We start from the raw sequence: 18923 nt of genomic DNA on the forward strand, positions 1-18923 counted from the left end.
CTGTTAGACGGCCCTCGACGCCAGCAGGGGCAGGATGTGGTCCGTCAGCAGCGGCGCCAGGTCCTGCGGGAAGTCCGAGCCCTCGGCGGGTCCGGTGATGTCCAGCCAGCGGATTTCCGCGATTTCGGCAGCGGGGGTGGCCTGCCAGGTGCCCGGGGCCAGGAACACGGTGGCTTCGATGTCCGTGGCGGCCTCGTTCGCGGCGTCGGCGAGCCAGACCCCCATGAGCTCAAGTTCCTGCGGGTGCAGGACGATTCCCACTTCTTCGGCGAGCTCGCGGGCGGCGGCCTGGACGGCAGTTTCACCTGGTTCCGGTTTGCCGCCGGGGTGCATGAACATGGCCGTTCCCCGTTTCCGTACGGTCAGGAGCCGTCCGGCGTCGTCGAAGACACAAACGGCGGACACCACGATCCGGTCTCTCACCCGGGGAGCCTTTCCAGGTGGGAGACCAGCAGCAGGTCCTTGCGTGGGCCCGTGACGTCCCAGCTGTAGCTGAACCCGTCGGGGCCCTGGCGGGTGTAGGACACCCGGTAGGTGTCAGGATCGCACCAGTGCGAGTCCAGGCTGGCGTCAGGGGTGAAGCTCATGCGATGGAACGGCCTGCCGTCGGGGAAGAACACGTCCAGCGCGTCCGCCTGGGCTCCGGGCCTCAGGACGTACGCCCGCGAGGCGGGGCCGGTGAAAGCAGGCCAGCGCATGGTGCCTTCCTCATGAAGGTCCAGGCCGCCGTCGTCCGTTGGCGTGAAAAGGACGACGCCGGAAAAGGTTCCGCGGGTGCCGTCCGACCTGTCCAGCAGGTCCCGTTCCACTTGCCAGCGGCCTGGCAGCCCATACTGCGTTTGTTGGCTGCCCAGGAGGTAGGCGCGGAGGCTGGGCTCCGGGGAAGGAGAGTTCAAGTGCCCTCGATTGGAATCGAACCAACGACACCGGCTTTAGGAGAGCCGTGCTCTATCCACTGAGCTACGAGGGCGCGCATCCGGTGATTCGGCAGGGCCGGTCCGTCCGGACACGGTTACAAGCATACAAGGTGCGGGGGCGTACTACGCTCAAGGCATGAGTCCAGCCCCAACTGCCGCTCCTGCCGTTGCATTCATCCCGAACGTTGCGTCCACCCGGCATTACATCGGGGCATGGGCTGTTTTGAGCGTCCTGCAATATTTCCTTGCGGAGGCAGTGGTGGCTGTGGCCTGGGCAGGGCCCCGTCCGTACGATCTGCGGACCGGGTACATCAGCGACCTGGGCGCGCTCCACTGCGGCATCTATTCCGGCCGGGATGTCTGCTCGCCCTTGAACTGGCTGATGAACGGCTCGTTCGTGCTCCAGGGCCTCGGGCTGTTGCTCGGGGCGGTGCTGCTGACCTCGGGGCTGCTGCGCGTGGCGGCCCGGCCCGGTACCGGGGTGGACTGGCGCCGCCGGAAGCCATGGCTTGCAGCGGCGGCGGTCCGACTGCTCACCGGAGCCGCCGGGGCCGGAACGGTGCTGGTGGGGCTGGTCCCTGAGGACGCGGGCTCGCCGTGGCACTACACCGGCGCCATCGTCTATTTCATAACCGGCGGAGCCGCCCTGCTGGTGCTGGGAATCCTCTGGCTGGGTAAGACCCCGATGGCATGGTTCCTCGTGGTGTGCGGCTGCGTCTCACTGGCGGCCACAGCAACCGGAGGCCTCACGCACATGGACGTGCCCGAACCTGGAACGCTGGAGCGGCTCATGGGTTATCCGGTAACCGTGGGCATGGCCGCCGCAGGGTTGGTCATCGCGCAGCGCGTGCACCGGCACCGGAAGGAACGACGGGAGGCGGCGGCCGCAAAGACGGCTGCTGTTTAGCGCTCTTTCCGTTCGCGGCTGTTGAGAAACACGGCCGCGGCCCCGGCCAGGAGGCTCAGCACTAAAAGCACCCAGCCTGCAACGGTGAGGCCGGACGCCAAGGCAACCTGGCCGGCGTCGGGACCCGGCGTGCCCATCATGGCGTCAATGGCCACGTTGCCCCACAACCGGACCACGACGAACAGCATGGGGAGAGCCCAGAGGGCCCACCGCAAGGCTTTCTTCGCCACGTTGGTGCCGATGAGCAGCAGCCACGTGAAGCCGAAAATCAGCGGGAAGAGCGTCCCGGCGGTCTTGTGGACGTAGCTCAGCTGGCCCAGGGCGTCGCCGTTCATGACTCCCTGCAGCCGGCCGATGTAGGCGGCGTCGAACCCGCCCACCAGTGAATCCGGCATGGCCATATCTTGGGAGAGCTGCGTCATCTGGCTCAGGGTCAGCAGGTGCAGGTACCAAAACAGGAACAGGCTGGCCACCACACCCGCAATGACGATCAGGTTGCTGTTGCCTTGCGCTTTCTGCGGAGTACGCGAAGTGGTGGGATTGACCACCGGTGGCAGGTGATGCTGCGGGACGGCAGCGTTGGCGCCGTGCTTCTTGATCCGCTGGGCAGGGGTTTTGGCCATGGCACCATTATCCCGCCCCATAAACTGAACCCATGACCACTGGCCGACACAGCGCAGCTGTTCTTGACCCCTCATTGGATGACTACGAATTGGCGGCAGCGCTGGTCCGGGAAGCCGGACAGCTGGCCCTCCTCATGCGCATGGCTGGACTGGAGTCGGAACAAAAAACGTCCGTCTCCGACGTGGTCACTGAGGCTGACCATGCTGCCGAGGCCTACGTTCTGGAGCAGTTGCGGCGCTGCCGGCCGGATGACGGCATTCTTGGCGAGGAAGGGGCTTCCGTCCAGGGCACCAGCGGGCGTACCTGGGTAATCGACCCCGTGGACGGCACTTACAACTTCCTGCACGGTTCCACCTACTGGTGTTCAGCCCTCGCCCTCAAGGACCGCCGCGGCGTGCTGCTGGGCGCGGTTTTCCAGCCTGAGGAGGACAAGTTGTGGCTGGGCGGACTTGACCGGCCTGCCACCTTGAATGGCGAAGCACTGACCTCGTTTTCTGCTGGCGGTGGCAGGCGCAACACCACCGGTGTTGCCGAACTCGGTGCGGCCACCTACATCCACCCCACCTGGCTGATGGACCCCATGTGTGCCATGCCGTGGCACGCTGCGGCCACCTCCGCGGCGTCCCTCCGAATGCTCGGCTCGGGCTCCTGCGACCTGGGTCGGGTGGCGGACGGGCAGCTGGGGTGCTGGTTCCAGCACAGTTGCCCGGAGTGGGACTGGCTGCCCGGCAAGGCAATTGTCCTTGCTGCCGGCGGTGCCGTGGACACCGTCCGGGTCAACGGGCTCGAGTGGTTCATAGCAGGAGGAACGACGGCGGTGCGTGAGTTGCGTGCCGCCCTCGAGTCAGGCTCGGTGGCCTAGGTGTATTGACCTGAGAGGTTGGTGACGCGGCTGGCCGGTGGCTGACCGTTGAGTGAGGTGTGGCCTCGATGATGATTGTAATGATGGAGCCAGTCGGCGAAAGCGGCAACACGCTCGGCCTCGGAGGCGTAGGGACGGGCGTAGGCCCATTCGTCGAGCATGGTGCGGTTGTAGCGCTCGACTTTGCCGTTTGTCTGAGGCCTGTAGGGGCGGGTGCGTTTGTGCTTGATGTCCGGGCCCAGAGCGTCTTTGAATGCGTAGGAGCGGTAGCAGGATCCGTTATCGGTCAGGACCCGTTTGACAGTGATCCCGTGGGACTCGAAGTAGGCATTGGCGCGTTCCCAGAATCCGGCCGCAGTGTCCTTTTTCTCATCGGTCAGGATCTCCGTGTAGGCGAGCCTGGAGTGATCATCGACGGCGTTGTGCAAGAAGGCGTGACCCGGTCTCCGGTTCGCCGCGGTACCGGTCTTGTTCCGGTTTCCGGCGGCCCTGCCGACACTGCGGTGTCCGCCGCCGTCAGGGATCCGTCCAAGTTTCTTGATGTCGACGTGGACCAGGTCCCCGGGGCTGTGGTGCTCGTACCGGCGAATCACCCGGCCCGTGGCCCGGTCCATCCACGCCAGCCTCGCCAGCCCAAACCGGGACAGCACCCGGTGCACCGTGGAGGGGTGAATGCCCAGCAGATAGCCGATCCGTGCCGGGCCCCAGCGCCGGTTGACTCTGATCGCGACGATCCGCCGCTCCCGCCGCGTGGAGGTCCGACGCGGGGAGTTGATGGGCCGGCTGGAACGATCACCCGTCCCGTGCTCCCCGTGCTCCCGGTAACGGGCCGCCCACCGCGCTGCGGTCGTCACCGACACCTGGAACCGCTCAGCAGCACGGCGCAGCGGCCACCCGTCATCGACGATGCACCGGGCCAGCCGGAGCCGTCCCTTCGGCGTCAGAAGCGCGTTAGCATGGGACATTGAAGACCTCCTTGTGGATCGGACTCTTAGACAAGCCCCACTCCACTTGGAGGTCTTCTTTTTGTCACCTAACCACGCCGCATGTTCCTAACCTCCGTGGTCAATACACCTAGGCGTCACCAGCGCGCTGCCGGCGGCTGCGCCGGGGAGTGGTGGTGCGGTGGAGTGGTACGTGTGGCCTGTTGGGGTGGTGGTTGCCACGGTGTGGCGAGGGCCGGGGACGGGTTTGGCGGTCCAGCCCGGTGTTTCCTTGGCGTGGTTGCAGGCTTCGCAGAGTCCTTGGCCGTTGCCGGTGGTGGTGGGGCCGCCGCTGTGCCAAGGCCTGATGTGGTCGTGGTGCCTGATCGGGGCGTCGCAGTACGGGGTCCGGCACGTATCGTCCCGGACCTGGAGGAAACGCTTCAAACCCGCCGGGAACAACCGGGCTTTGGAGTCCATCGCCACCAATTCACCTGTGCCGGGGGCGGTGTAGAGCCGGCGGATCCAGAGATTCAGGTTGTGACGGCCGGACGCGTCCACGGTGGCCTCGCCAGCGGCTTCAGGGGTGGCCGGAGAACCAAGGTTGCCGGGGCCGGGGGCTGTTACCGGCATTCGCATTGACGAACCAGCGAGGGCGAGTTCCCTTGCCCATGCCGCCGGGATGATGCCATAACCGGGCAGCCGTGCGGGTTCGGCATCGGCTTGGAGGGGGGTGCGGTCTGTCATGACGAGCTGGACCTCCACGCCGCTGATCCCGCCGGGGGTCCCGGTGACCCTCTCGACGAGGGTGTCTGCCATGACCTGCCCCCGCGACCTCTCATCCCCTTCTGAGCGTGCTGTGTCGGCATCCCGGGCCAGTGCCGCGTAGGCGGCCACCCCCTGTGAGACGGGGAGCAGGGCGGTCAGGTACGTCATGGTGTCCGGGGCCGGGCGCAGGCTCACGCTGCGTTCCGTGACCGCGTGTGCAGCACGCTTCGCGACCGAGGCGGGGTCGCGCCGGTAGGCGGCGGCGCGGACGGCGGCGGTGATGGCTTTGTCGCCCATGCCGTCGAGGGCGCCGGTGTCGGCGGCGAGTTCCTCATCCACCCCGGCCCGGTCCTCGGGGGAGAGGCAAATGGTTTCCTTCACGATCAGCGTGGCCCGCCACGCATTCAACAAACCACTTCGAAACGCAGCGGAGGTGTGCGGCATGCCGGTGAGGGTTTTGGCCATGCCCAGCAGCCGGGAGCCCTTCGCGGGGGACTCGCGCCGGGCCAGCGCGATCTGCGCCGCCACCCCGGCACCCTGCTCATCGGCTGGGACCCCGCCCGCGGCCTGCCCACGCCGCTGATCGGCGTCGAAAGCCACAGCAAGCCCCGCCTGCCGGGCACCCGCCACGCACTTCAGGTCCTCCAGACGGCGCATCTGGTCCATCATTCCCGCGTCATCAGTAGCCAACGGAACACGGGCCAACAGGCTGAGGACATCACCAATGGAAGGCGCAGCAGGCGGCAATGGATCGGCTTCCCTGGCAGTTTGATCGACTGCGGGGGACTGAAGCGCACCAGCAGCCAGGAGTTCATTAGGCTCCGCCCCTAGCACTGCCGCCGTCCCCAAAACCGCTCCCATATAAAGAGTCTTCCACCAGGGTCTGACATGGGCACTTACCTTTCTGCCTATGTGGATAGAGGCTGTAATCCACAGGCTGGAAGGCGTTGTCGGTCCCACCGCCTAGACTTGTAGGCACCATGGATATGTTGTTTGACCCGTACTCTGACGGACCGTTCAAGGCCGCTCCTGCCGCCACCGCCCGCACCAGGACGGGGCCGGAGGGCGTTGCCACCGCGGCCGGACCGGGCGGAATGCCGGTTCCCGGCATGGATGGGCAGCACCAGGCCGGCGGCTGGCAGCAGGCCAACCAGGACCGCGGGAACCGGCACGATGCCGGCGGCCACCATGGCCGCCGCCTGGATGCCGCCCAGTTGCTGGAGGGACTGAACCCACAGCAGGAGGAAGCGGTCAAGCACGGCGGCTCGGCGTTGCTGATCGTCGCCGGTGCCGGATCGGGCAAGACACGTGTCCTCAGTAACCGGATCGCTTACCTGATCGCCACGGGACGTGCCCATCACGGCGAGATCCTGGCCATTACGTTTACCAACAAAGCCGCCGCGGAGATGCGGGAACGCATCGAGGCCCTGGTGGGCGGGCGCGCAAAGATCATGTGGATCTCCACGTTCCACTCGTCCTGCGTCCGGATCCTCCGGCAGGAAGCTGCCAACGTCGGGTTGAAGTCGAACTTTTCCATCTACGACTCCGCCGACTCGCTGCGGCTGGTCACCCAGGTGTCCAAGGGGCTGGACCTGGACCCCAAGAAGTTCGCGCCCAAGGCCATCCAGCACAAGATTTCCGCGCTGAAGAACGAGCTGGTCGACGCTGATTCCTTTGCCTCGGCAGCCAACTACAACGACCCCTTCGAACACGCGGTGGCAGACGTCTACAAGGGCTACACCCAGCGCCTCCGACAGGCCAATGCCATGGACTTCGACGACCTCATCGCCGAGACCGTCTACATGTTCCGCGCCTTCCCGGCGCTGGCTGAGTCTTACCGCCGCCGGTTCCGCCACGTCCTGGTGGACGAGTACCAGGACACCAACCACGCCCAGTACGCGCTTGTGCGGGAGATCGTGGGCGAGGGCCCCGGAGCTTCGGAACTCACCGTGGTGGGCGACTCGGACCAGTCCATCTACGCGTTCCGCGGCGCGGACATCCGCAACATCGTGGAGTTCGAAAAGGACTACCCGGAAGCCCGCACCATCAAGCTGGAGCAGAACTACCGCTCCACCCAGAACATCCTTAGCGCCGCCAACTCCGTGATCTCGCGCAACCCCAACCGGCCCGAAAAGCGGTTGTGGACTGCCGAGGGTGAAGGCCACAAGATCATCGGGTACGTCGGCGAGAACGAGCATGACGAAGCGCAGTTCATTGCCAAGGAGATCGACCGGCTCCAGGACGAGGAGAACCTCCGCCCTGGTGACGTCGCCATCTTCTACCGCACCAACGCCCAGTCCCGCTCCATCGAGGACGTGTTGGTGCGCGTGGGTCTGCCCTACAAGGTGGTGGGCGGCACGCGCTTCTACGAACGCAAGGAAATCAAGGACGCCCTTGCTTATTTGCGGGTCCTGGTAAACCCGGACGACGACGTCAACCTCCGCCGGGTGCTGAACGAGCCAAAGCGCGGCATCGGCGACCGCGCCGAAGGAGCCGTCGCCGCCCTGGCAGAGCGGGAGCGCACGTCCTTCATGGCGGCCGCCCGCCGTGCGGACCAGGCGCCCGGCATGGCGACCCGTTCCGTCAACGCCGTCCTGGGCTTCGTGAAAATGCTGGACGACCTTGCCGAGGTAGCCGCCGGGTCCGGGGCTGCCGCAGCACTCGAAGCCGTCCTGGAACAGACCGGCTACCTTGCCGCCCTCAGGTCCAGCACGGATCCACAGGACGAGTCCCGTGTGGAGAACCTGGCCGAACTCGTGGCCGTGGTGCGCGAGTACGAACAGGAAAACCCGGAAGGGTCGCTGGCCGCGTTCCTGGAGCAGGTCTCCCTGGTGGCGGACGCCGACCAGATCCCGGATGCCCCCGGCGCAGACATTGACGAAGCCGTGGCCGAGGCCAAGCGCCTGGGCGTGGTGACGCTCATGACCCTGCACACCGCCAAGGGCCTGGAATTCCCGGTGGTCTTCCTCACCGGCATGGAGCACGGGCTCTTCCCGCACCAGCGCTCCGCCACGGACCCCAAGGAACTGGCGGAGGAGCGCCGGCTGGCCTACGTGGGGCTCACGCGTGCCCGCAAGCGGCTGTACGTCACCCGGTCCGAGGTCCGCAGCATGTGGGGCCAGAGCCAGTACAACCCCGCCAGCCAGTTCCTGGAGGAAATCCCCGCCGAGCTCCTGGAATGGAAACGCGAGGGAACCAGCAGGCAGGCCGGCGGGTGGGGCGGTGGCTCCATTGGATCCGGCCGTTACAGCGGGTCCTTCTGGGGAGCCGGAACGGCCCGTGGCGCAGCGGCTGATTCATCGGCCGGCTTCAACGCCGATGTTCCGGCTTTCATCGCCAAGAACCGGGTGCAGCCGCAGAAGGAAATCATCGCCGTCAGCGTGGGGGACAAGGTCAACCACACCAGCTTTGGCAACGGGACCGTCCTGGCGCTTGAAGGGGTCGGGGACAAGACCGTAGCCAAGGTCAAGTTCGACGTCGGCGAGAAGCGGCTGCTGCTCCGGTACGCGCCGCTGACCAAGCTGGACGCCTAGGAGACATTCCTGCCCCTGCCGCGCCCATACGCGGCGTGCCCGGCACGCGCTATGTACCCGGGCAGGCGTCGGCGATGAGCCTTCGGGCCATGTCTACGGCGCGCGTTCCGTACGTTCCACCGTCGAGGACGGCTGCCGTGGCGTAGGCTCCGTTGAGGACGATGAGGAGTTCCTCGGCGATCCGGTCGGGGTCCTCCGCCCCGCCTTCAACGGCGAGGGAGCAGAACCAGTCGCGGACCTGTTGCTTGTGGGTCACTGCCACCAAGTGGGCAGGGTGCTCTCCTTCGGGAAACTCAGTGTTGGTATTCAGCATGGGGCATCCCCGGTAGCTGCTGCCGGCGCAGTCCGTGGCGAGTACTTCGAAGACGGCGATGAGCTTGGCACGTGGATCCGCGTGTTCTCCGGCAGCCCCGCGCATGCGTTCAAACCAGGCGTCCGCGCGGCCTTCGACGTAGGCGGTGGCGAGGGCGTCCTTGGTGGGGAACTGGCGGTAGACAGTCGCGTTGCCAACTCCGCAATCCTTAATGACCGTATCCATCCCCACGGCCCTGATGCCCCGCGTGTAAAACAGGCGCGTAGCCACGGCGAGAATGTTGCGGCGGTTCTCCTCGCCCGTCCTGCGCGCCATGAAACCACTCCTTTTAGATTTCGGGGATGTCTACTTGCTTCAGTTTGACAGACGGAACGATCCGTCACAAGCTTGAGAACGATCCGTCACATTCATTTGGACACTACCCGACAAGAAGCAGGAGAAGATGATGAAGGCTGCAGTACTTGGAACAGGCATGGTCGGCCGGACCATCGCCGCACGCCTTGCTGAGCTCGGTCACGCCGTAACCATGGGCACCCGCGATCCGGAGGCAACGCTGGCCAGGAGCGAGGCCGACGCGATGGGAACGCCGCCCTTCGCCGCCTGGGCCGATCAGCGCCCCGCCATCAGGGTTGCCGGCTTCGCAGACGCCGCCATGGGGGCGGAACTCATCGTCAACGCCACCAACGGCGGCGCGTCACTCGAGGTGCTCGGCCAAACCGGGCCGGAAAATCTCGACGGCAAAATCATCCTCGACATCGCCAACCCCCTCGACTTCAGCAACGGCATGCCCCCGACCCTGTTCGTCAAGGACACTGACTCGTTGGGTGAGCAGATCCAGCGCGCTTTTCCAGCAGCGCATGTGGTGAAGGCGCTCAACACCATGAACGCGGACCTCATGGCCCGGCCGGAACAGTTGGCCGATCCCGGCACGGTTTTCGTATCCGGCAACGATGCCGAGGCCAAGGCCATCGTCAGTGGCCTGCTGAAGGACTTTGGCCACCAGGATGTCATCGACCTCGGCGACATCACTACGGCGCGTGGCACCGAAATGCTCCTGCCCGTCTGGCTCCGCCTTTGGGGCGCCCTCGGAACACCCGCGTTCAACTTCAAGATCGTCCGCTGACCCAACACTGAGAGGAGCGCCGCCCTCCAATGACCACCTACCGCACTCTCGTTGTCGTCGCCCATCCGGACCTCGCAGGATCCCGCATCACCGCCGACCTCGCTGACGCCATCAAAGATCTTGACGGCGTCACTGTCCGCGACCTCGCATCCACATATCCGGACCGGCACATGGACGCCGGGCGGGAGCAGGAACTCCTTCAGCAGCACGACCTCGTCGTGCTGCTGTTCCCTTGGCACTGGTATTCCGTTCCCGGCCTACTAAAGGAGTGGATGGACCAAGTGCTGACGCATGGATTCGCCTACGGTGCCGGCGGTGATGCCTTGCATGGCAAGCGACTGCAGTTGGTCACCTCAACCGGTGGGCCCGAATCCTCCTATGCGCCGACGGGGCATAGCCGTTTCACCATGTCGGAGTTGCTGCGTCCCTTGGAGGCGACCGCGCACCTTTGTGGCCTCGAAATGGCCGAACCCCTCATTTTGCACGGGGCTTCCCGGGCGACACCCGCGGAACTGGCGGCACACGCCCAGCGCTTCCGGAACCTGCTTTCGCCCGTGCCTGCAGCCCTAGGTGTACTGCCCAGGCAGGTTGGTTAAGCGGCTGATGGGCGGGTGGCCTCCGATTGCGGTGTGGGGCCTGTGGTGATTGTAGTGGTGCAGCCATGCCGGGAGGGCGTTTCTGCGGGCTGATTCCGTAGCGTAGAAGCGTTTGAATGCCCACCCGTCGGCAAGGGTTCGGTGGAAACGTTCAATCTTGCCGTTGGTCTGCGGCCGGTAGGGTCGGGTCTTCTTTGCCCTGATGTCCAGCTCCCGGCAGGCGTCGCGCCAGAGATGTGATTTGTAGGCCGCCCCGTTGTCAGAGAGAACCCGTTCCACGGTGACGCCGCGGGCAGCGAACCAGGACACAGCCCTTTGCAGGACTGCTACTGCGGTGGCTGCCGTTTCATCGCCGTGGATCTCGGCGTAGGCGACCCTGGAATGGTCGTCGATGACCGTGTGCACGTAGGCGGTCCCGATCAGCGGGTTGCGGTGTTTGCTGCGGGGCTTTGAGGGAGTCGCAGCACGGTTCTGTTTGCCTTGCTGCCGGCCGACGTAGCGCCAGCCGCCGCCGTCGGGGATGTTGCCGAGCTTCTTCACATCGACGTGGATCATCGCTCCGGGAGTCTCGTGTTCGTAGCGGCGGATGACTTCTCCGGTGCGCTTGTCCACGTGATGAAGGCGGTTCAGCCGGCACCGGACCAGGACCGCGTGCACGGTCGAGGCCGGCATGGCCAGCTTCGCCCCGATCGCGACCGGTCCCAGCCGTTGCTTCCAGCGCAGGTGCACGACTTTGCGCACCAGCTGCTGCGGCGTCCGGTTGGCCACCCGGTACGGGCGGGAGGACCTCTCAGCCATACCGGCCTCACCCATCGCGGCGTAACGGGCCGCCCACCGTTTCGCGGTCGGCCAGGAGCAGTTGAACTGCTCGGCAGCCCGGGATACTGGCCAGCCGTGGTCCACGATCAGACGCGCGACGCGCAAACGTTGGCGCGGAGTCAAAGCGGCATTAGCGTGGGACATGAGGACCTCCTGGTCGCTGCAGCGGTTGTCTAAGCAACTCCACTGTGCAACCGGAGGTCCTCACCTTTGGGTCAACGACTCCAGCGAGTCATCACATTCACCCAACCAACGTCCCTGGGTAGTACACCTAGGGGGCTAGGCACGCGAAGCCCCAGCCCTGCAATGCGGTCGGCGGAAGACTCCGGGGCGCCTCCGGTCGAGGGGTGGCGGGGCATAATTGAGGCCATGCGACGGACTGTATGGGGGATGCTCGCCGCCCTTTTCCTAATCACTGCCACAGGCTGCAGCGTGACCACGAGGGACCCCGGCTACGTCCCGCCGGCCCCGCTGAAGCCCGTGGAACAGTTGGAGAAGGCGCCGCTGGTTGACGCGAAGGCGTTCTCCAGCGGCACCGACGTCCTGTCCTTCATCACTGCGGACCGGACCGTCGCCTGCTCACTCACGTCTGCACGTGGGGAGCACCTGAACCTGCCCTATGAGCAGAACCGCTACACCGACTCCGCCAACAACAAGCTGCCGATTGTTCCCGTGGCGCACTGCGAGCTGGCCACCTACCCGGCACCGCAACCAGGCGACATCAAGGACGACTGCGCCAAAACCCACCTTGGCTACCTGGGCGGAGTGGCGCTGGTGACCCCGGACAGTGCCCGCTACGGGGAGTGCCGGTCCGGCGTCACATCCATGGAAGCAGCCTATGGACCCAAGGGAACCAAAGCCGGGCCCTTGGCGCAGCTGCCCGTGCTCGCGGACGGGCAGAACCTCGAACGCAACGGGCTGCGCTGCTCGGCCTACAACGGGGGCGTGGCATGCGGAAACGTCTCCGCCGGCGTCGGATTCTTCGTTTCAACCGAACGTTACGAACTCATCCGGGGACCGGTCAAAAGCAGTCCCGATGCTCAGCCGGATGCCCCAAAAACCCCGTAAATCCGCGGTTTTTCTACGTTCCATAGAATAGTGTGCTTACTCACATAAGAGGTAGTCTGGGACGGCCCGGTCCCTCCAAAGGACTAGAGTTCCCCATGGAGCATTACGCCGCGTGGCTCGTTTCCAGACAGGCCGCCGGTGCGTGCAATCCGCAGCGCGGTCATCGTCTTTTCGATGGTGTCCGACTGTACCGAAACTACTTCGACGTAGAAGGACACTAAACCGTGGACCTGTTTGAATACCAGGCGCGCGATATGTTCGAGGCGCACGGTGTACCCGTGCTTGCCGGCATCGTGGCGTACACCCCAGAAGAAGCAAAGGCAGCTGCCGAGAAGATCGGCGGCGTTACCGTTGTCAAGGCACAGGTCAAGGTAGGCGGCCGCGGCAAGGCCGGCGGCGTCAAGGTCGCAAAGTCCGCCGACGAGGCATTTGAGCACGCCTCCAACATCCTGGGCATGGACATCAAGGGCCACACCGTCAAAAAGGTGATGATTGCCCAGGGTGCGGACATCGCCGAGGAATACTACTTCTCCGTCCTGCTGGACCGGGCCAACCGCAACTACCTGGCCATGTGCTCGGTTGAAGGCGGCATGGAAATCGAACAGCTCGCCGTCGAACGCCCCGAAGCGCTGGCCAAGATCGCCATCGACCCCGCCGTGGGCATCGACCAGGCCAAGGCCGACGAAATCGTCGCAGCTGCCGGTTTCGCCGAGGAACTGCGCGGCCAGGTAGCCGGCGTCATCCTCAAGCTCTGGGACGTCTTCAAGAAGGAAGACGCCACCCTGGTAGAGGTCAACCCGCTGGTCAAGACCGGCAACGGCGACATCCTGGCCCTTGACGGCAAGGTCTCCCTGGACGAGAACGCTGACTTCCGCCACCCCAAGCACGCACAGCTTGAGGACAAGGACGCAGCTGACCCGCTTGAGGCCAAGGCAAAGGCGCAGGACCTCAACTACGTCAAGCTGGACGGCGAAGTAGGCATCATCGGCAACGGCGCCGGCCTGGTCATGTCCACCCTCGACGTCGTCGCCTACGCCGGCGAGAACCACGGCAACGTCAAGCCCGCCAACTTCCTGGACATCGGCGGCGGAGCCTCGGCAGAGGTCATGGCCGCAGGCCTGGACGTCATCCTGGGTGACGAGCAGGTCAAGTCCGTGTTCGTCAACGTCTTCGGCGGCATCACCGCCTGTGACGCCGTCGCCAAGGGCATCGTCGGCGCACTGGCCGAGCTGGGCAGCTCCGCCAACAAGCCGCTGGTAGTCCGCCTCGACGGCAACAACGTCGAGGAAGGCCGCCGCATCCTCACCGAGGCCAACCACCCGCTGGTTACCCTGGCCGCCACCATGGACGAGGGCGCCGACAAGGCCGCCGAGCTCGCCAACGCAGCGAAGTAAAGGGACGCACCATGTCTATTTATCTGAATAAGGACTCCAAGGTCATCGTCCAGGGCATCACCGGCGGCGAAGGCACCAAGCACACCGCGCTGATGCTCAAGGCCGGCACCAACATCGTTGGCGGCGTCAACGCCCGCAAGGCCGGTACCACGGTCCTGCACGGTGACAAGGAAATCAACGTCTACGGCACCGTCAAGGAAGCCATGGCTGAAACCGGCGCCGACGTCTCCATCGTCTTCGTGCCGCCGGCATTCACCAAGAACGCCGTCGTCGAAGCCATCGAGGCCGGCATCGGCCTGGTCGTGGTCATCACCGAAGGCGTGCCCGTCCAGGACTCCGCCGAATTCTGGGCCCTGGCCCAGTCCAAGGTGGACGCCGATGGCAACCAGGTCACCCGCATCATCGGCCCGAACTGCCCCGGCATCATCACTCCCGGCGAAGCGCTGGTTGGCATCACCCCCGCCAACATCACCGGCAAGGGCCCCATCGGCCTGGTCTCCAAGTCCGGCACCCTGACCTACCAGATGATGTACGAACTGCGCGACCTGGGCTTCTCCACCGCCATCGGCATCGGCGGCGACCCCATCATCGGCACCACCCACATCGACGCCCTGGCCGCGTTCGAGGCTGACCCCGAGACCAAGGCCATCGTCATGATCGGCGAGATCGGCGGCGACGCTGAAGAGCGCGCGGCCGACTTCATCAAGGCCAACGTCACCAAGCCGGTCGTCGGCTATGTGGCCGGCTTCACCGCTCCCGAAGGCAAGACCATGGGCCACGCAGGCGCCATCGTCTCCGGCTCGGCCGGTACCGCCCAGGCCAAGAAGGAAGCCCTCGAAGCTGCCGGCGTGAAGGTTGGCAAGACGCCTTCCGAGACCGCCAAGCTGCTCCGCGAGGTCTACTCAGCCCTCTAGCAGTACGCACGGCGCGGGGCCACCCCAGGCCCGGTCCCTCCCGGGGACCGGCACGGGGAGGCCCCGCGTTTGCTGTTTAACAAGCGTCCGCATGGAACGACGACGGCGGGCGGCGGGTGAACGGGCGCGTCGAGTAATGTTGAGGAAGGCAAATTCAGGGGCGCCGTGCGTGCCCAGGCAGGGGAAAGACGATGGCAGAAAAGCGACGCACCCTGGTCGACGCCGTCGTGGACAAAGTCCTTGAGCACATCCTCAGCGGAGAGATTAAGGCCGGAGACGCCCTGCCGCCCGAGGCAGATATCGCCAAGGATTCCGGGGTCAGCAGGCTGACGGCCCGTGAAGCCATGAACGTCCTGAAGGCCCAAAACGTGGTCTACGTAAAACGCGGGCTCGGCACATTCGTCAATCCTCCCGAACGATGGACCGGCATGGACGCCATTATGCAGGCGGCCTCCAGGGGAGTGGCCTCCGACCAGGTAGCACTGCGGCTGCTGGAAGTCCGCCGCATGGTGGAGACCGGAGCTGCTGAACTGGCCGCCTCCCGGCACAGGCCCGCCGACCTCGCCGCCCTGCAGGAAAGCGTGGACCGGATGGAAGCGGCGCACCAAATTGGGGACGTGGATGCCCTCACCGTGGCGGACATCGCCTTCCACGACACAGTCCTGCGCGCTTCCGGCAACCCCTTCGTGCCGGCCCTGCTGGGCCAGTTGTCCACACTGCTGTATGCCATGCGGCGGGAGACCTCGGCGTTCCCGGATGTGCAGCGCCACGCCATCCACCACCACAAGATGGTTCTGGCTGCCATTGCCGCCGGCGATCCTGCCACTGCCCGTTCCACCATGGACGCCCACATCACCCAGACCTTCGAGGACTACGAGCAGTTCCTTGCCATGTCCAGCCGCACTGGAGCCACCGCCGGCTGAAAGCCCCCTGGCCGCACCTGCCCAGGGGCAGCGGCGTTGCATGAGCTGCCCGATGGCGCTCCGGAAAGACCCTGTGTTGACGGTCGCGTTCCCGTGTGACTACAATCTCAGTCAGACATCAGACATCTGATATCACCATCCCCCACAAAATGCCGCCAGCCAAAGGAGTCTTCATGCGCGCGCATTCCCTTTTCAAGGGTCCCCAAACAAAAGCGGGAGGTACGCGATGACCTCCCGTGCCGCCGCCCCCGCGCTCAGCGAACTGGGCGAGACCACCCTCCGCAAGGTTCGCCGGAGGCTCATGCCCCTGATCGTCCTGCTCTACTTCATTGCCTACCTCGACCGGAACAACGTGGGCTTTGCCAAGCTCGGCATGCAAGGGGACATCGGCTTGACCGAGGCCGCCTACGGTCTGGGTGCAGGCATCTTCTTCCTGGGCTACGCCCTGCTGGAAATTCCGAGCAACGGCGGCATGTACCGCTTCGGCGCCCGCAAATGGATTGCCCGCATCCTGATCAGCTGGGGCATCTTCGCCACGGCCATGTTCCTGGTCAACGGCGAAGCCACCTTCTACATCATCCGCTTCCTGCTTGGCGCCGCCGAAGCCGGCTTCTTCCCCGCCATCCTCTTCTACCTGACCCTCTGGTTCCCGGCAGCACAGCGCGTCACCGTGCTGGGCATCTTCATCCTGGCCCAGCCCATCTCCAACGCCCTGGGCGCTCCCGTGTCCGGCATGCTCCTGAACCTTGAAGGCGTCGCCGGACTCCACGGCTGGCAGTGGCTCTACATCCTTGAAGGCATCCCCGCCATCATCCTGGGCATTATCACGCCCTTCGTCATGACGGACCGGCCCGAACACGCCAAGTGGCTCAAGCCGGAGGAACGCGAATGGCTTTCCACCACCATGTCTGAGGAACTGGCGCACAAGCAGAAGGCAGGAAACCACAACTTCCTTGCAGGCCTGAAAGACCCCCGCACCATCGCCTACTCCGCGCTGTACTTCGGTCTGGTCTGCGGGATCTACGGGCTGGGCCTCTGGCTGCCCACTATCGTCAAGGCCCTCGGAACCTTCGACTCAACCCAGGTCGGGTTCATCGTCTTCATCCCGTATGCCATCGCAGCCGTGTTCGTCTACTTCTGGAGCAAGCGCTCGGACCGTACCGGCAACCGCGTCTGGCACGCCAGCATCAGCATGGTGCTCGCCGCCGTCGGCCTCCTGGGTGCCGGCTTCCTGCTGCCGGTCAACGCGGTGCTCGCCATGGTGTTCCTGACCCTTGCGGCCATGGGCATCTACTCGGCAATCGCCCCGTTCCTGGCCATGCCGTCCGCGGCCCTCACCGGCGCCGCTGCTGCTGCAGGGTTGGCCATGGTCAACTCGCTCGGCAACCTGGGCGGCTTCGTGGCGCCCTACATTGTGGGCATCCTCAAGGATGCCACCGGGAACAGCCAGTCAGGCCTGGTCTTCCTGGCCGCCTGCCTCGCCATAACCGCAGCCGCCACCTACCTTTACGCACGCAAGCGGCCCGAAGGCGTCTCCGCCCCCGGTGCCACCCTTCCTGCCGCCGAAACCCACTAGGAAATACCAATGACAACTCAGCACGCATTCCCCGCAGAACGCACCGCAGTCCTCACCGGCGCCGCATCCGCCCGTGGCATTGGCCGTGCAACCGCCGACCGCCTGGCCAGCGAGGGCTGGTCCATCGCCATCCTCGACATCAACGCCGAAGACGCCCAGGCCGCCGCCGCGGAAATCGGTGCCAACCGGGCCGTCAAGGCCATCGGCGTGGGCGCGGACGTCTCGGACGAAGCATCGGTGGACCGCGCCATCACCGAGATTGAGCAGGCGCTTCCGCCGATCGTTGGACTGGTCAACCTCGCCGGCATCAGCTCACCCACTCCGTTCATGGAAACCACGGTGGCGGAATGGGACAAGGTCTTCGCCATCAACATGCGCGGCACCTTCGTGGTGTCGCAGCGGGTGCTCAAGGGCATGATCGAGCGGGAACTGGGCAGGATCGTCAGCATCTCCTCGATTTCCGCCCAGCGCGGCGGCGGCACCTACTCCAAGGTGGCGTACAGCGCCTCCAAGGCCGGCATCCTCGGGTTCACCCGCGCACTGGCCCGTGAAATGGGCGAGCACAACATCACCGTGAACGCCATCGCGCCGGGTCCGATCGACACCGACATCATGGGCGGCACGCTGACCGACGAGCGCAAGGCCCAGATGTCCGAGGGAATCATGATGGGCCGTGTGGGAACACGCGAGGAAGTGGCCGCACTGATCGCGTTCCTGCTTGGCGAGGACGCCGGCTACATCACGGCCGCCACCTACGACATCAACGGCGGCCTGCAGGTTTCCTGACACCACGCTTCTGTCCAGCATGGTGCCGTGCGGCAACCGTCCGCACGGCACCATGGCGGGTCCGGCAGCGCCCTTCACACTCGCGCTACCGCGCGTTCTGCGGCTATAGGATTTCTACATGGCAACCAAGAACCAGGCCTCCGGCGGCGTCAGCAGGCAGGTCCTCGCCGACCACGTTTATGAGGCGCTTCTCGTTGCCCTGATGGACGGGCGGCTGGAGGCTGGCACTCCCGTCAGCATTGACGGGATGGCCAGGGAACTGGACGTTTCCCCGACGCCGGTCCGTGAAGCCCTGGCCCGCCTGGAAGCTACGGGAATGGTCCGGAGGATGGCCCTGCGCGGTTACCGCGTGGCGCCGCTGTTCTCCCCCGAAGAGCTGGCTGACCTGATGGACGCCCGGCTGGTCATCGAGCCGGCGAACGCCTTCATGGCCTGCAAGCACGGGGATCCGCAACTGACCAAGCAGCTGGAACAGGCCATCGAGGACCTGAAGGCAGCCCCGCGGGGACCGTCCTTCAACGAGTTCCGGGCCTACTGGGAAGCCGACGAACGTTTCCACCGCCTGATAGCCGAGTTCGCTGACAACCAGTTCCTGCTGTCCGCCTATAACGCATTGGGTGGTCAGGTGCAGCGTTTCCGCTTCTTCGGGGGCCTGGGCGTGACCGACGCCGATTACGCAATTGCGGAGCACACCGAGATCCTCAAAGCCTTTGTGGCCGGTGACGCGGAACTTGCGCGGCAGAAAATGATCGAACACATCGAGGGCGTCAAACAGCGCTCACAGCATGACAGTGAAGTGCGCAGCTAGCAGTATCCAGCCGCTGCGCTGCCCCCTTTTCCCTAAACCTGCGCTTGAGCAGGCATAACAAAGCGCCCC

At 65.3% G+C, this 18923-nt stretch carries 19 protein-coding genes and 1 tRNA gene; 12 read left to right on the forward strand and 8 right to left on the reverse strand.

Features of this window, described 5'->3' with window-relative positions:
• Positions 1–3: 3 nt before the first annotated feature.
• From LFT46_RS04155 to LFT46_RS04165, 3 genes are all read right to left on the reverse strand, one after another.
• On the reverse strand, positions 4–423 hold the full coding sequence (locus tag LFT46_RS04155; RefSeq protein WP_236821332.1) for an NUDIX hydrolase: 420 nt from the start codon (positions 421–423) through the stop codon (positions 4–6).
• Entirely contained in the window at positions 420–896 is a 477-nt protein-coding gene (locus tag LFT46_RS04160; RefSeq protein ID WP_442863671.1) for a DUF6314 family protein, read from the reverse strand. Before LFT46_RS04160 ends, LFT46_RS04155 begins: the two co-directional genes overlap by 4 nt.
• 1 nt (position 897) lies before the next feature.
• Positions 898–970 (reverse strand) — tRNA-Arg (locus LFT46_RS04165).
• An 83-nt stretch (positions 971–1053) separates the two neighbouring features.
• Between LFT46_RS04165 and LFT46_RS04170 the strand changes: the two genes are divergently transcribed.
• Positions 1054–1824, forward strand: a complete 771-nt coding sequence (locus LFT46_RS04170; protein WP_236821333.1) for a DUF998 domain-containing protein — start codon at positions 1054–1056, stop codon at positions 1822–1824.
• On the opposite strand, the gene LFT46_RS04175 is transcribed toward LFT46_RS04170, so the two are convergent.
• Entirely contained in the window at positions 1821–2447 is a 627-nt protein-coding gene (locus LFT46_RS04175) for a hypothetical protein (RefSeq protein ID WP_236801191.1), read from the reverse strand. The genes LFT46_RS04170 and LFT46_RS04175 overlap by 4 nt on opposite strands.
• Positions 2448–2479: 32 nt before the next feature.
• On the opposite strand from LFT46_RS04175, the gene LFT46_RS04180 reads away from it, so the two are divergent.
• Positions 2480–3310 carry an inositol monophosphatase family protein gene (locus LFT46_RS04180; RefSeq protein ID WP_236821334.1) on the forward strand — a complete coding sequence of 277 codons (831 nt, stop codon included), beginning with the start codon at positions 2480–2482 and terminating at the stop codon, positions 3308–3310.
• Here the strand turns inward: LFT46_RS04180 and LFT46_RS04185 are convergent.
• Both LFT46_RS04185 and LFT46_RS04190 read right to left on the reverse strand, forming a co-directional pair.
• Entirely contained in the window at positions 3307–4275 is a 969-nt protein-coding gene (locus LFT46_RS04185; protein WP_236799412.1) for an IS481 family transposase, read from the reverse strand. The genes LFT46_RS04180 and LFT46_RS04185 overlap by 4 nt on opposite strands.
• Before the next feature lie 87 nt (positions 4276–4362).
• Positions 4363–5670 carry an HNH endonuclease gene (locus LFT46_RS04190; RefSeq protein ID WP_336885559.1) on the reverse strand — a complete coding sequence of 436 codons (1308 nt, stop codon included), beginning with the start codon at positions 5668–5670 and terminating at the stop codon, positions 4363–4365.
• A gap of 317 nt (positions 5671–5987) precedes the next feature.
• Between LFT46_RS04190 and pcrA the strand changes: the two genes are divergently transcribed.
• Positions 5988–8534, forward strand: coding sequence for a DNA helicase PcrA (pcrA, locus tag LFT46_RS04195; RefSeq protein ID WP_442863687.1), 2547 nt, complete (start codon positions 5988–5990; stop codon positions 8532–8534).
• 49 nt (positions 8535–8583) lie between these two features.
• On the opposite strand, the gene LFT46_RS04200 is transcribed toward pcrA, so the two are convergent.
• Positions 8584–9162 (reverse strand): TetR/AcrR family transcriptional regulator, encoded by a 579-nt coding sequence (locus tag LFT46_RS04200; protein ID WP_236801194.1) that lies wholly within the window; start codon positions 9160–9162, stop codon positions 8584–8586.
• 130 nt (positions 9163–9292) lie between these two features.
• On the opposite strand from LFT46_RS04200, the gene LFT46_RS04205 reads away from it, so the two are divergent.
• Both LFT46_RS04205 and LFT46_RS04210 read left to right on the forward strand, forming a co-directional pair.
• Entirely contained in the window at positions 9293–9970 is a 678-nt protein-coding gene (locus tag LFT46_RS04205) for an NADPH-dependent F420 reductase (protein ID WP_236821336.1), read from the forward strand.
• A gap of 29 nt (positions 9971–9999) precedes the next feature.
• Positions 10000–10566: an NAD(P)H-dependent oxidoreductase gene (locus LFT46_RS04210; protein WP_236821337.1), complete on the forward strand. Its 567-nt coding sequence runs from the start codon at positions 10000–10002 to the stop codon at positions 10564–10566.
• Here the strand turns inward: LFT46_RS04210 and LFT46_RS04215 are convergent.
• Positions 10537–11529: an IS481 family transposase gene (locus LFT46_RS04215; protein ID WP_236820561.1), complete on the reverse strand. Its 993-nt coding sequence runs from the start codon at positions 11527–11529 to the stop codon at positions 10537–10539. The genes LFT46_RS04210 and LFT46_RS04215 overlap by 30 nt on opposite strands.
• Positions 11530–11775: 246 nt before the next feature.
• Between LFT46_RS04215 and LFT46_RS04220 the strand changes: the two genes are divergently transcribed.
• From LFT46_RS04220 to LFT46_RS04250, 7 genes are all read left to right on the forward strand, one after another.
• A complete protein-coding gene (locus tag LFT46_RS04220; RefSeq protein ID WP_236821990.1) occupies positions 11776–12453 on the forward strand; it encodes a hypothetical protein in 678 nt (225 codons plus the stop codon).
• A gap of 224 nt (positions 12454–12677) precedes the next feature.
• Positions 12678–13847 (forward strand): ADP-forming succinate--CoA ligase subunit beta, encoded by a 1170-nt coding sequence (gene sucC / locus LFT46_RS04225; protein WP_236801196.1) that lies wholly within the window; start codon positions 12678–12680, stop codon positions 13845–13847.
• 11 nt (positions 13848–13858) lie between these two features.
• Positions 13859–14761 (forward strand): succinate--CoA ligase subunit alpha, encoded by a 903-nt coding sequence (gene sucD / locus LFT46_RS04230; RefSeq protein WP_236801197.1) that lies wholly within the window; start codon positions 13859–13861, stop codon positions 14759–14761.
• Positions 14762–14952: 191 nt separating this feature from the next.
• Complete coding sequence (locus LFT46_RS04235; protein ID WP_236821338.1) at positions 14953–15684, forward strand: FadR/GntR family transcriptional regulator; 732 nt, start codon at positions 14953–14955, stop codon at positions 15682–15684.
• A gap of 226 nt (positions 15685–15910) precedes the next feature.
• Positions 15911–17260, forward strand: coding sequence for an MFS transporter (locus LFT46_RS04240; RefSeq protein ID WP_236821339.1), 1350 nt, complete (start codon positions 15911–15913; stop codon positions 17258–17260).
• Positions 17261–17269: 9 nt separating this feature from the next.
• A complete protein-coding gene (locus LFT46_RS04245; RefSeq protein WP_236801203.1) occupies positions 17270–18046 on the forward strand; it encodes an SDR family NAD(P)-dependent oxidoreductase in 777 nt (258 codons plus the stop codon).
• Between the two features lie 118 nt (positions 18047–18164).
• Positions 18165–18854 (forward strand): GntR family transcriptional regulator, encoded by a 690-nt coding sequence (locus tag LFT46_RS04250; RefSeq protein ID WP_236821340.1) that lies wholly within the window; start codon positions 18165–18167, stop codon positions 18852–18854.
• The last annotated feature ends 69 nt before the right edge of the window (positions 18855–18923 follow it).

It is taken from the genome of Arthrobacter sp. FW306-07-I, assembly GCF_021800405.1.
Classification (GTDB): Bacteria; Actinomycetota; Actinomycetes; order Actinomycetales; family Micrococcaceae; genus Arthrobacter.

Coding starts and splice junctions, on each gene's coding strand:
- LFT46_RS04170 (WP_236821333.1), top strand. CDS start 1,054: ATGAGTCCAGCCCCAACTGCCGCTCCTGCCGTTGCATTCATCCCGAAC.
- LFT46_RS04175 (WP_236801191.1), bottom strand. CDS start 2,447: ATGGCCAAAACCCCTGCCCAGCGGATCAAGAAGCACGGCGCCAACGCT.
- LFT46_RS04180 (WP_236821334.1), top strand. CDS start 2,480: ATGACCACTGGCCGACACAGCGCAGCTGTTCTTGACCCCTCATTGGAT.
- LFT46_RS04185 (WP_236799412.1), bottom strand. CDS start 4,275: ATGTCCCATGCTAACGCGCTTCTGACGCCGAAGGGACGGCTCCGGCTG.
- LFT46_RS04190 (WP_336885559.1), bottom strand. CDS start 5,670: ATGATGGACCAGATGCGCCGTCTGGAGGACCTGAAGTGCGTGGCGGGT.
- pcrA (WP_442863687.1), top strand. CDS start 5,988: ATGTTGTTTGACCCGTACTCTGACGGACCGTTCAAGGCCGCTCCTGCC.
- LFT46_RS04200 (WP_236801194.1), bottom strand. CDS start 9,162: ATGGCGCGCAGGACGGGCGAGGAGAACCGCCGCAACATTCTCGCCGTG.
- LFT46_RS04205 (WP_236821336.1), top strand. CDS start 9,293: ATGAAGGCTGCAGTACTTGGAACAGGCATGGTCGGCCGGACCATCGCC.
- LFT46_RS04210 (WP_236821337.1), top strand. CDS start 10,000: ATGACCACCTACCGCACTCTCGTTGTCGTCGCCCATCCGGACCTCGCA.
- LFT46_RS04215 (WP_236820561.1), bottom strand. CDS start 11,529: ATGTCCCACGCTAATGCCGCTTTGACTCCGCGCCAACGTTTGCGCGTC.
- LFT46_RS04220 (WP_236821990.1), top strand. CDS start 11,776: ATGCTCGCCGCCCTTTTCCTAATCACTGCCACAGGCTGCAGCGTGACC.
- sucD (WP_236801197.1), top strand. CDS start 13,859: ATGTCTATTTATCTGAATAAGGACTCCAAGGTCATCGTCCAGGGCATC.
- LFT46_RS04235 (WP_236821338.1), top strand. CDS start 14,953: ATGGCAGAAAAGCGACGCACCCTGGTCGACGCCGTCGTGGACAAAGTC.
- LFT46_RS04240 (WP_236821339.1), top strand. CDS start 15,911: ATGACCTCCCGTGCCGCCGCCCCCGCGCTCAGCGAACTGGGCGAGACC.
- LFT46_RS04245 (WP_236801203.1), top strand. CDS start 17,270: ATGACAACTCAGCACGCATTCCCCGCAGAACGCACCGCAGTCCTCACC.
- LFT46_RS04250 (WP_236821340.1), top strand. CDS start 18,165: ATGGCAACCAAGAACCAGGCCTCCGGCGGCGTCAGCAGGCAGGTCCTC.